9 protein-coding genes are annotated in these 9,678 nt (G+C 40.3%); 7 read left to right on the forward strand and 2 right to left on the reverse strand.

The features are described from left to right. Window positions 1-34: 34 nt before the first annotated feature. Window positions 35-229 carry an alpha/beta-type small acid-soluble spore protein gene (locus tag J7E66_RS29065; RefSeq protein WP_088087953.1) on the reverse strand — a complete coding sequence of 65 codons (195 nt, stop codon included), beginning with the start codon at window positions 227-229 and terminating at the stop codon, window positions 35-37. Between the two features lie 390 nt (window positions 230-619). Between J7E66_RS29065 and J7E66_RS29070 the strand changes: the two genes are divergently transcribed. Continuing rightward, window positions 620-1,738, forward strand: coding sequence for an NAD(P)/FAD-dependent oxidoreductase (locus tag J7E66_RS29070; RefSeq protein ID WP_215006838.1), 1,119 nt, complete (start codon window positions 620-622; stop codon window positions 1,736-1,738). A gap of 81 nt (window positions 1,739-1,819) precedes the next feature. Here the strand turns inward: J7E66_RS29070 and J7E66_RS29075 are convergent, their stop codons facing one another. Further along, the gene (locus J7E66_RS29075; RefSeq protein WP_215006842.1) at window positions 1,820-2,515 is read right to left on the reverse strand and encodes a response regulator transcription factor; all 696 of its coding nucleotides are present in this window, start codon (window positions 2,513-2,515) and stop codon (window positions 1,820-1,822) included. Between the two features lie 145 nt (window positions 2,516-2,660). Here J7E66_RS29075 and J7E66_RS29080 point away from each other — a divergent pair, with 145 nt between their 5' ends. The 6 genes from J7E66_RS29080 (at window position 2,661) to J7E66_RS29105 (ending at window position 9,330) form a co-directional block, all read left to right on the forward strand. Continuing rightward, complete coding sequence (locus J7E66_RS29080; protein WP_251033192.1) at window positions 2,661-3,608, forward strand: alpha/beta hydrolase; 948 nt, start codon at window positions 2,661-2,663, stop codon at window positions 3,606-3,608. A 30-nt stretch (window positions 3,609-3,638) separates the two neighbouring features. Further along, on the forward strand, window positions 3,639-5,282 hold the full coding sequence (locus J7E66_RS29085; RefSeq protein ID WP_251033193.1) for a flavin-containing monooxygenase: 1,644 nt from the start codon (window positions 3,639-3,641) through the stop codon (window positions 5,280-5,282). A 264-nt stretch (window positions 5,283-5,546) separates the two neighbouring features. Then, window positions 5,547-6,629: a sulfate permease gene (locus J7E66_RS29090; protein WP_215006848.1), complete on the forward strand. Its 1,083-nt coding sequence runs from the start codon at window positions 5,547-5,549 to the stop codon at window positions 6,627-6,629. A 186-nt stretch (window positions 6,630-6,815) separates the two neighbouring features. Then, on the forward strand, window positions 6,816-7,730 hold the full coding sequence (locus J7E66_RS29095; RefSeq protein ID WP_215006866.1) for a ketopantoate reductase family protein: 915 nt from the start codon (window positions 6,816-6,818) through the stop codon (window positions 7,728-7,730). Between the two features lie 189 nt (window positions 7,731-7,919). Beyond that, window positions 7,920-8,540 (forward strand): spore protease YyaC, encoded by a 621-nt coding sequence (gene yyaC, locus J7E66_RS29100; RefSeq protein ID WP_215006851.1) that lies wholly within the window; start codon window positions 7,920-7,922, stop codon window positions 8,538-8,540. A gap of 112 nt (window positions 8,541-8,652) precedes the next feature. Then, window positions 8,653-9,330: a GntR family transcriptional regulator gene (locus tag J7E66_RS29105; protein WP_215006853.1), complete on the forward strand. Its 678-nt coding sequence runs from the start codon at window positions 8,653-8,655 to the stop codon at window positions 9,328-9,330. Window positions 9,331-9,678 lie beyond the last annotated feature (348 nt).

Raw genomic sequence — 9,678 nt, forward strand, 5'->3', positions numbered from 1 at the left:
AATACTAGGGACAGCCTGTTTTTGAAATCACTTGTTATTGATTTTGATGATTTTGAAGGGTTTGTTCAGCATAAGCGACAAGACGTTTCGTCATTTCGCCTCCGACTGAACCATTTGCTCTTGCGGTCGTATCAGCACCAAGTTGAACTCCAAACTCGTTGGCAATTTCTTCTTTCATTTGATCTAAAGCATTGTCTGCTCCAGGAACCAATAGTTTGTTTCTAGCCATGATACATCACTCCCGACGAAGTTTTTTTGAGCAATGAAAAATTGCTCGTATATAATTTAACCGATTTTGTTCCATTTAATTATAAGTTTGGTCCTTGTGAATAATGAAAGCTAAAATTTATTAATGCCATCAGTAGTAAATTCTTCCGCCTTTTGCTAAAATACGCTATCATGGGGAACATTACATTTATGGTTTTAAACATTATTTAATAAAGCGAGTGATGTAATTATGATAGAATTCCCCAAAAATCTTTATTGTGAAAAGTGCGGTAAAGAAACAGAGCACATGATACGCGAAGATGCTTTAGAAATAGAATACATTTGTACAGAATGTAACAATGAACAAGAAATCATTAAGTCCTTTTTTTAAAAAGTGCGGAAAAGGTGTATTATGCAGAAAATCGTGGTGATTGGAGCAGGAATTCTCGGGGCGTCAACTGCGTATCACCTTGCCCAATTAGGGGCAGAGGTGATTTTAGTGGATCGTATGGATCCCGGGCAGGCCACTGATGCCGCAGCGGGGATTGTTTGTCCTTGGCTTTCACAGCGGCGAAACAAAGCATGGTATCAGTTAGCAAAGGGAGGAGCTCGTTACTATCCAGAATTAATTGCTCAATTGGAAGCAGATGGAGAGAAAGAAACTGGCTATCAACGGGTAGGGGCAATTAGTCTTCATAGAGAAATGAGTAAACTCGAACAAATGGCTGAACGAGCACTGAAACGAAGGGACGATGCACCCGAAATTGGGGAGATAACCATTCTTTCACCTGCTGAAACAAAGCGGCTTTTCCCGCCGTTATCTGAGGAGTATGGGTCTGTTCATGTTAGTGGGGGAGCACGGGTAAATGGAAGAGCATTACGTGAGTCATTAATCCGCGCTTCAATCAAGCATGGAGTTACTTTCATTAACGGGAATGCCTCCCTAGCAATGCAGGGAAACAAAGTGGTTGGCATTATACTTGATGATTCAACATTTTTAGCGGATCAGGTCATTGTTACGGCAGGTGCATGGTCTAAGGAGCTTTTACAGCCATTAGGAGTTCATTTTTTAGTCAAACCACAAAAGGCACAAATCATCCACCTTGAGTTGCCTGAAACAGATACGAGCCAATGGCCGGTTGTTATTCCACCCCAAAACCATTACATTCTTACCTTTGATAATGGCCGGGTCGTCATCGGCTCGACTCATGAAAATGAGGCTGGATTTGACAATCGTGTAACGGCAGGAGGAATCCATGAAATATTAGGCAAAGCCCTAGAAGTAGCACCTGGATTAGCTGCTGGTACGTATCTTGAAACGAGAGTCGGTTTTCGACCGTTCACCCCGGGCTTTTTACCTGTGATTGGGGCTTTACCTGATTATGAAGGAATCTATTTAGCTAATGGATTAGGGGCTTCAGGATTAACGAGTGGACCGTATCTCGGTGTGGAACTAGCAAAACTTGTTTTAGGAAAACAAACAGAGATTGACCTGAGTTGCTATGAAGTAGCCATGGCACTTGATGAGTAATAAAAAGAGCACCCACTTGGGTGCTGATACTCCAGTTAATCTAATCTAAGTTACTTCGAGAAATAAAGCGCTCTCAAAAAACTACGAAAGTATTCCTCTCCGGAAAAGCTCTCCAATTGCATGGGAACGATTTTGAACGCCAAGCTTTTTAATTGCCGTTTTCACATATTGTTTTACCGTTAATTCGCTGATTTCCATCGAATCGGCCATTTCCTTTGTGCTTTCTCCCCAGCCAATTCTCCTCATAACTTCTAGTTCCCGCTTACTTAATACTTGCGGGTCTTCCACACTATCGAATTTTTCGAGAAACTTTCCGACTTCTTTGCCATAAAGGGTTAATAAAGAAAGAAGTTTATCATCTATCACAGATTCTTTCGCGAACTCCGTTGTGCAAATATATCCAATAATGACAGACCTGAAACATATAGGTACAACAACGATCGAATTTACACCAGAAGAAGTTATGTATTTACTACTTGTTTGCTTTAGATACTCAATACCAGAACAATACTTTGCTTTCTTCTCATTAATGGATGAGTATATGATTGGCAGGGAACGGATATCATCCCGAATATCCCCTATATGGACCATATCAGCAGATGACAATGAGATGATTCCTTCACCAAGAAACCCTAACGGAGAAAATCTAAATAAATAGGCATTCATGACAGGATAAAGGTCCATGTATACTTCGAGAATTTTATATAATCTTTCTTCGTGGCATGTGGCTTCCTCTAAATCGTGAATTCGATGCTGTAAGGTATACTGAGATGTCATATTATCATCTCCTTTATAGGGATATAGCACGTCTAAAATTGGGAATATTCAAATTATACAAAAAATTATATCCTTAAGATACACTTTTAGGAAAATCTTTTCTTTAAAAGTTGAAAAATTCCCAATTAGGAAAGGAAGATGTTTTTTGGCCAATTTAGACCCGCAAGCAAAAGCTTATTTAGAAATGTTCAGCCAGATGCCATTAATCCAGTCATTAGATGCACAGACAGTAAGAGAAATGTTTGCATTAGCCCCTCCCGTAGAGGTAGAGCTGGCACCGCTTGCGAAGATAGAGGACAGAATGATTCCTGTCTCCGATGACGCCGAGATTAAGGTGAGAATTTATACACCGGAAGGTCAAGGACCATTTCCTCTATTTGTCTATTACCATGGCGGTGGATGGGTAATTGGGGATCTTGAGACAGCAGACCCAAGTTGCCGAATGATTGCTAATCGAACTGGCAGAGTAGTCGTTTCTGTCGATTATAGGCTTGCACCTGAATATAAATTTCCAATCCCTGTAGAGGATTCCTATGCGGCATTAAAATGGGTTAGTGAACATGCTGTGGCAATAAATGGAAACGCTTCCAATTTAGTTGTTGGCGGTGACAGTGCAGGTGGAAATCTTTCAGCCGTCGTATCGTTAATCGCCAGAGAACAAAATGGTCCAGACATCGCTGCCCAGGTTCTTATTTATCCTGTAACTGCCCTCGGGTACGACACCAAGTCATATCAAGAGTTCCAAACTGGATTTGGTCTTGATAGAGACTTAATGATTTGGTTTGGGAATTATTATATTAACAATGTTGAGGATACAAAAAATAAATATATTGCTCCATTATTGGCAGAGGATTTAAGCAATCTCCCGCCAGCCTACGTTATTACCGCAGAAAATGATGTCCTAAGGGATGAAGGTTTAGCATATGCTGAGCGTCTTAAAGAAGCAGGGGTCAAGGTTGAAACGATTATCGAATCAGGTTTAGTACATGGTTATTTTACGAATATGGCGGTGTTTCCAGAGCGAATTAAAGAATCAATTTCTAGATTTGCCAAGTTTTTAAGTGAAATTGACCAAAAAGTCGGCAGGGTTTAACGATAATATTAGATGCGGGAGGTAGGAATATTGAAATCTACTAAACAGTCAAATCAAGTTGCCAACTACGACGTTGTTGTTATTGGGGCAGGGTTTTCGGGATTGTATACACTTCATCGCTTACGTGAGGCTGGTTTCTCTACCCGTGTTTTCGAGGCGGGTGATGGTGTTGGCGGTACATGGTATTGGAACCGGTATCCCGGAGCACGCTGTGACTCGGAAAGCATTTATTATAACTACACTTTTTCAGAAGAACTCTATAAGGAATGGACCTGGACTTCTCGATATCCTGAGCAGCCGGAAATACTAAGTTACCTAAATTTTGTAGCAACCAAGTTTGATCTCCGTCATGATATCCAGTTTCAGACTCGTATTTTGGCTGCCCATTATAACGAAGAGAGTAATAGATGGATGATCCATTTAAACGATGGAAGTAGTGTTTCAGCGAAATACTTCATCACAGGAGTAGGCTGCCTTTCTGCTGCCAATGTACCAAACTTTAACGGGATCGATAATTTCAAGGGCAAGTGGTATCATACTGGACATTGGCCGCACGAAAAGGTAGATTTCAAGGGTAAGCGAGTCGGCATTATTGGAACTGGTTCAACTGGCGTCCAAGCCATCCCAGTCATCGCCCAAGAGGCCGAACACCTTACCGTTTTCCAACGAACTCCACAGTATTGTGCCCCAGCGAGAAATCATGCGTACGACCCGAAGTATATCCGGCAGGCTAAAGAAAATTTCAGCGAGATAAAACGACAAATGCGTGAATCCCAGGGGGGCCAGCCAATGGTAACACCTACTAAGTCAGCGCTGGAGGTTACACCTGAAGAGCGAGAGCGTGTATACGAGGAGGCATGGGAGAAGGGTGGATTAGGCATTTTTACTGCCTATTATGACCTGCTTATTAATGATGCAGCCAACGAAACGGCTGCCGAATTTATCCGCTCCAAGATCCGTAAGATTGTCGATGACCCTGAGGTGGCCGAAAAGCTTTTACCAAGTTATTTTTATGGTACCAAACGGCCAATCATTGACACGAATTATTACGAAACGTATAACCGTGAAAACGTAACCTTGGTAGACGTGAAGAAAGCACCGATTGAGGAGATTACTCTAAAAGGGATCCGGACCACGGAAGCGGAATATGAACTGGACGCGATTATTTTTGCCACAGGATATGACGGAATGACTGGGCCTTTATTGAAGATTGATATTCGGGGTAAAAACGGGGTGTCACTGAAAGAGAAATGGGCTGGGGGAGCACAGACGAGGACCTACCTAGGGATTACAAACGTTGGTTTTCCGAACATGTTTATGATTACTGGTCCTGAAAGTCCTTCGGTGCTGAGTAATATGCCTGTCTCCATTGAACAGCATGTGGAATGGATTGCGGATTGTATTGAGTATATGAATAAGAATGGTGTAGAAACAATTGAGGCGACTATTGAGGCGGAAGAAGCTTGGAGTACCCATTGCAGAGAAGTAGCCGAATCCACGCTTTATACTAAAACTGACTCATGGTACACAGGGGCGAATATCCCAGGCAAGCCGCGTGGCTTCCTGATTTATGTAGGCGGAGTCGGCGCCTATCGCCAAAAGTGTACCGAAATCGCTGCTAAAGGGTACGAGGGATTTTCATTAAAGAGTTCAACTAAGACAGCATCACATTAGTGGATATATGAATCCAAATTACTACAAAAAAAAGAGTCTTCGGACTCTTTTTTTAATTTTCAAAAAATGGCTTTTAAAAATAGTAAAAAGTTATTTTTTGAAAATTTGAAGACATCTGAAATTATTGATTGATTAATGTGGTTTGAAAATGTATAATAAACAAAATACTAAATTATTCCTACCTGAATAGTATGAATTAGAAGTTTTAAAATTGGTTGCGTGTCTACCAGTTTAATAGATAGGGTACATAAGGAGAGATTATACATGGTTTGGACGTCTATTGCTTTTATTATTGCTTTTTTCTTTGCGATGAATATTGGAGCAAGTGGGACGGCGGCATCAATGGGATCGGCCTATGGTGCAGATGCCATTAAGAGTAAGCGCTTGGCCATGATTTTGGTTGGGTTAGCAGCTTTTCTAGGTGCTGTACTTGGTGGTGGGGAGGTTGTGAAAACCATTGGCGAGGGAATTATTCCTTCCAATCTCCTAACGATTAAATTAGTCGTCCTTATCCTTGCAGGAGCTACGTTGACATTGTTTATTGCAAATCTGTTAGGGATCCCTTTATCGACAAGTGAGGTTACCGTTGGATCGATTGTAGGTGCTGGGATCGCTTTTAAAAGTTTATATATAAATAATCTTTTGGTGATTGTTTTCTTCTGGGTGTTAGTTCCAATCGTTTCATTTCTCATTACCTTTGGACTTGGAAAGTTGATATCCGCTGCTGAAAAGCGTTGGGTCGGTTTAACTAAGAATGGAAAATGGAAAAAATGGCTGGCGATATTTTTAGTCATAGGGGGCTGTTTAGAGGCCTTTTCAGCTGGGATGAATAATGTAGCAAATGCCGTTGGCCCGCTAGTAGGGGCTGGAATGATTTCAACGAGTAAAGGAATCTGGATCGGCGCTTTATTCGTTTCAATCGGAGCTATTTTACTAGGGAGCAAGGTGCTTGAAACGAATGGGAAGAAAATCACCAGACTTTCCTTGCTAGAAGGGAGTGCGGTTTCCTTTACAGGAGGAACCCTCGTTATTGTCGCATCACTGTTTGGGTTGCCAATTCCTCTCACCCAAGTAACGACTTGTGGAATATTAGGTGTGGGTGCCTCACAAAAGGGGTTTGGTATTTGGCAAAAATCAGTCATTCAAAGGATTCTAAAAGTCTGGCTAATCTCACCTTTAGCTTCGCTTGTTATTTCTTATATCCTGATTAATCTCTTAGTTAAGATTAATATTTATAATATTATTATCATTGTAAGTACATTGATCGCAACCGTGGGTGTGATCAGCCTTTCAGCGACCATTCGCAAGGAAAACAGTACCATCCATGATGATGGGGGCGGAATATAAGTAATAGATTTTGCTGGTTAAAAACTCTGTTGGGAATCTATTTCAACAGAGTTTTTTAATTTCATTAATAAAATACAAGTTGTAAAATAGATTTGTGAAAGCCTGTTTACATACTATTTAGTTGCAAAATCAAAATACAAAATTCGCAAAAAGCACTTTTTCAATATGGAAGGAATGAAATGCGTGATGGAGATAAAAAAGGTATCGATCATTGGTTTAGGTGCATTAGGAATACTTTTTGGACATCATTTATCAAGGAAAATGCCAAAAGCAGATTTACGAATTATTGCTGACCGGGACCGAATAACCAAATATAAAAATGAACACGTCTATTGTAACGGAGAACGCTGTGATTTCACTTATCTGACACCTGATGAAAGATGCGAGCCAGCTGATTTGCTCATTTTCACGGTGAAATATAATGGTTTAAAGGATGCGATTCAAGCAGTAAAGAATCACATTGGTGACCAGACGATCATTTTATCGGCTTTAAATGGGATTTCCAGTGAGGCTGTAATAGGCCAGGCATATGGGCATGAGAAAATTTTATATTGTGTTGCCCAAGGAATGGATGCCGTTAAAGTGGGGAATCAACTCACATACGACCATATGGGAATGCTTTGCTTTGGTGAACAAGAACCAGGGTTCATTTCCGAAAATGTTAACAGTGTCGCGGCTTTTTTTGAAAAAATGGCAGTTCCCTATGAGGTCGATACCAATATGGTTAAGAGACAATGGGGGAAGTTTATGTTAAATGTGGGAGTCAATCAAACCGTAGCTGTCTTTCAGAGCAACTATGGTGAGATTCAACGAGAAGGAGAAGCAAGAGAGATGATGATTGCGGCGATGAGAGAGGTAATCACGTTATCTGAAAGAGCAGGCATCCACTTAACCGAAGCAGATTTAGCCTATTGGTTACGTGTATTAGCAACCTTAAGTCCAGATGGTAAACCATCCATGGCTCAAGATGTCGAGGCCAGACGTCCAAGTGAGGTGGAGCTGTTCTCCGGAACTGTCCTAAAAATGGCAGATAAATATGGGATCTCAACTCCAATAAATAAAGAACTTTATAATCGAATTAACTTAATTGAAAGTATATAAAGTGCCTGACTCCCACTGCAATAAAGTTGTACAATAGTGGGGGTCAGGCACTGTTTTGTTACAAAATGGTGAACTCTAGAGTTCTTTTATGTGATTTTTATTTGCAGGATTATGGCAGGTTTTACACTAGGTATCATAAAATAAAAGAAAACGTGTATAAACTACAACTTGAGAAGAGGGTTGATGTTTATGTGGCCTTTTGACGGCAAGAAAAAGACGACTGAGAAGGCAGAAAGGTCATGCTATGTTTCCGTTAAAGAGACTACAGAGGGAAACGAGCTAATTGATATTGTCACTAAACTCAAAGAAGTCCTTAGTAGCACCTCGAGGGAAGTCATAATTTTGTGTGTGGGTTCAGACCGTTCCACAGGAGACTCACTAGGCCCAATTGTCGGGACGATGTTAACAGAAGCAGACATTCCTTTTCCGGTTTATGGAACCTTAGAAAAACCAGTTCATGCCTTAAATATAAAGAAAATTCTCAAGGACATTTATCAAAAATATAATCAACCATTTATCTTGGGTATTGATGCTTGTTTGGGGGATGAACGACAAATTGGGTTTATTTTTTTAAAAGAAGGTTCTTTAGTACCAGGCATGGCGGTTAATAAATCTTTACCTAGTGTAGGTGAATACCATATGAAAGCTGTGGTTAATTACCTAGATTCATTAGCACCTGCGCAATCCTTAAATAATACGAGATTATTCACTGTCGTGAAGTTGGCCGAAGTTATGGCAAAGATTATTACGCAAGCAGTCTTAGGGGAACCCTCAACTTGCAAAAGACCTATTGAAACTATCCAAAGATGAAAAATTTAAAATTATTTCCCACTCCCTTGGTAAATTCAACCATAGTATTTGATGTTTACAATTAGAGTAAGTTATAATTGGTACAATGTATACCTAGAAAGAAGGAGAAACCGTGGGGAATAATTGGGCAGAGGAAGATCTATTGTCTTTACGCGAAAGGGTCTTTATTCACATTAAAGATCTCATTTTAGAAGGTGAATTTAAAACGGGTGATCGGTTGGTGGAACGGGAACTGGCAGAGCGATTGAATATCAGCCGAACACCCATCCGTGAAGCGTTGTTTAGATTAGAATCGCAGGGGTTTGTAAAAACCGTTCCAAGAAAAGGTGTTATAGTTGCAGATATTTCAGATAAGGAAATTATTGAAGTATTTACGATTCTTTCCTCACTTGAGGTTTTGGCAGCAAAATTAGCTGCTCAAAAATTAGACGATGAAACCAAAAGTAAGTTTGTCGAGTACTGTAAAAAAGTAGAAGTCTGCTTAAAGGATAAGAATGATAATGATTTCTCTAATTTACATGGTGAATTGAATCATCTATTATACAGTTCAGCAAAAAATTCGAAACTATATGAAATACTAAGTGGGTTGTCAGATTATATTCGGGCATTTGCCAAGACAGGTTATAAAAATCCAGGCCGACCGGTGCAGTCGATGGAAGAACATTTACGAATTATGGAAGCCATTATCAATCAAGAAATAGAAATGGCTGAGTATTTGACGAAGATTCATATTGAAAATTCTCGAAAAGCATATATTGAGGCTGTTAATCAAGGGAAAAAGAATAAATAAATAAAAAAACTCCATCCACTGGTGGAGTCAGATTGTCGAGAAAGGGTATTTTTCTCGGCAATTTTTTATTCTCAGCATTTAATTATTCATTGTACCTGCTAATGGGCCTGTTGATTTCCGCTCTAGGCACTTCGCTTTCCGCGGGCGGTCCGGGGAGCCTCCTCGGCGCTAGCGCCTGCGGGGTCTCCCCAGCCCCGTCCTCGAGGGCACTGAAAAAGTCCCTTGTTTTATAGCAGTTGTAGGTTGATTTTATTAACTCTTCAACTGCTTTTTATTTTATAATTGTGGTAATAAAACATTTTAGGTGGTATACAAATGATTTCCTTTCAAGATTCATTCAATCTTAGC

The sequence above is a fragment of the Bacillus sp. ISL-7 genome (assembly GCF_018613065.1).

What these genes read in the sequence shown, in the direction of transcription:
- J7E66_RS29090 (WP_215006848.1), top strand. Translation starts at nt 5,547, where the DNA reads ATGGTTTGGACGTCTATTGCTTTTATTATTGCTTTTTTCTTTGCGATG.
- yyaC (WP_215006851.1), top strand. Translation starts at nt 7,920, where the DNA reads ATGTGGCCTTTTGACGGCAAGAAAAAGACGACTGAGAAGGCAGAAAGG.
- J7E66_RS29070 (WP_215006838.1), top strand. Translation starts at nt 620, where the DNA reads ATGCAGAAAATCGTGGTGATTGGAGCAGGAATTCTCGGGGCGTCAACT.
- J7E66_RS29075 (WP_215006842.1), bottom strand. Translation starts at nt 2,515, where the DNA reads ATGACATCTCAGTATACCTTACAGCATCGAATTCACGATTTAGAGGAA.
- J7E66_RS29065 (WP_088087953.1), bottom strand. Translation starts at nt 229, where the DNA reads ATGGCTAGAAACAAACTATTGGTTCCTGGAGCAGACAATGCTTTAGAT.
- J7E66_RS29095 (WP_215006866.1), top strand. Translation starts at nt 6,816, where the DNA reads ATGGAGATAAAAAAGGTATCGATCATTGGTTTAGGTGCATTAGGAATA.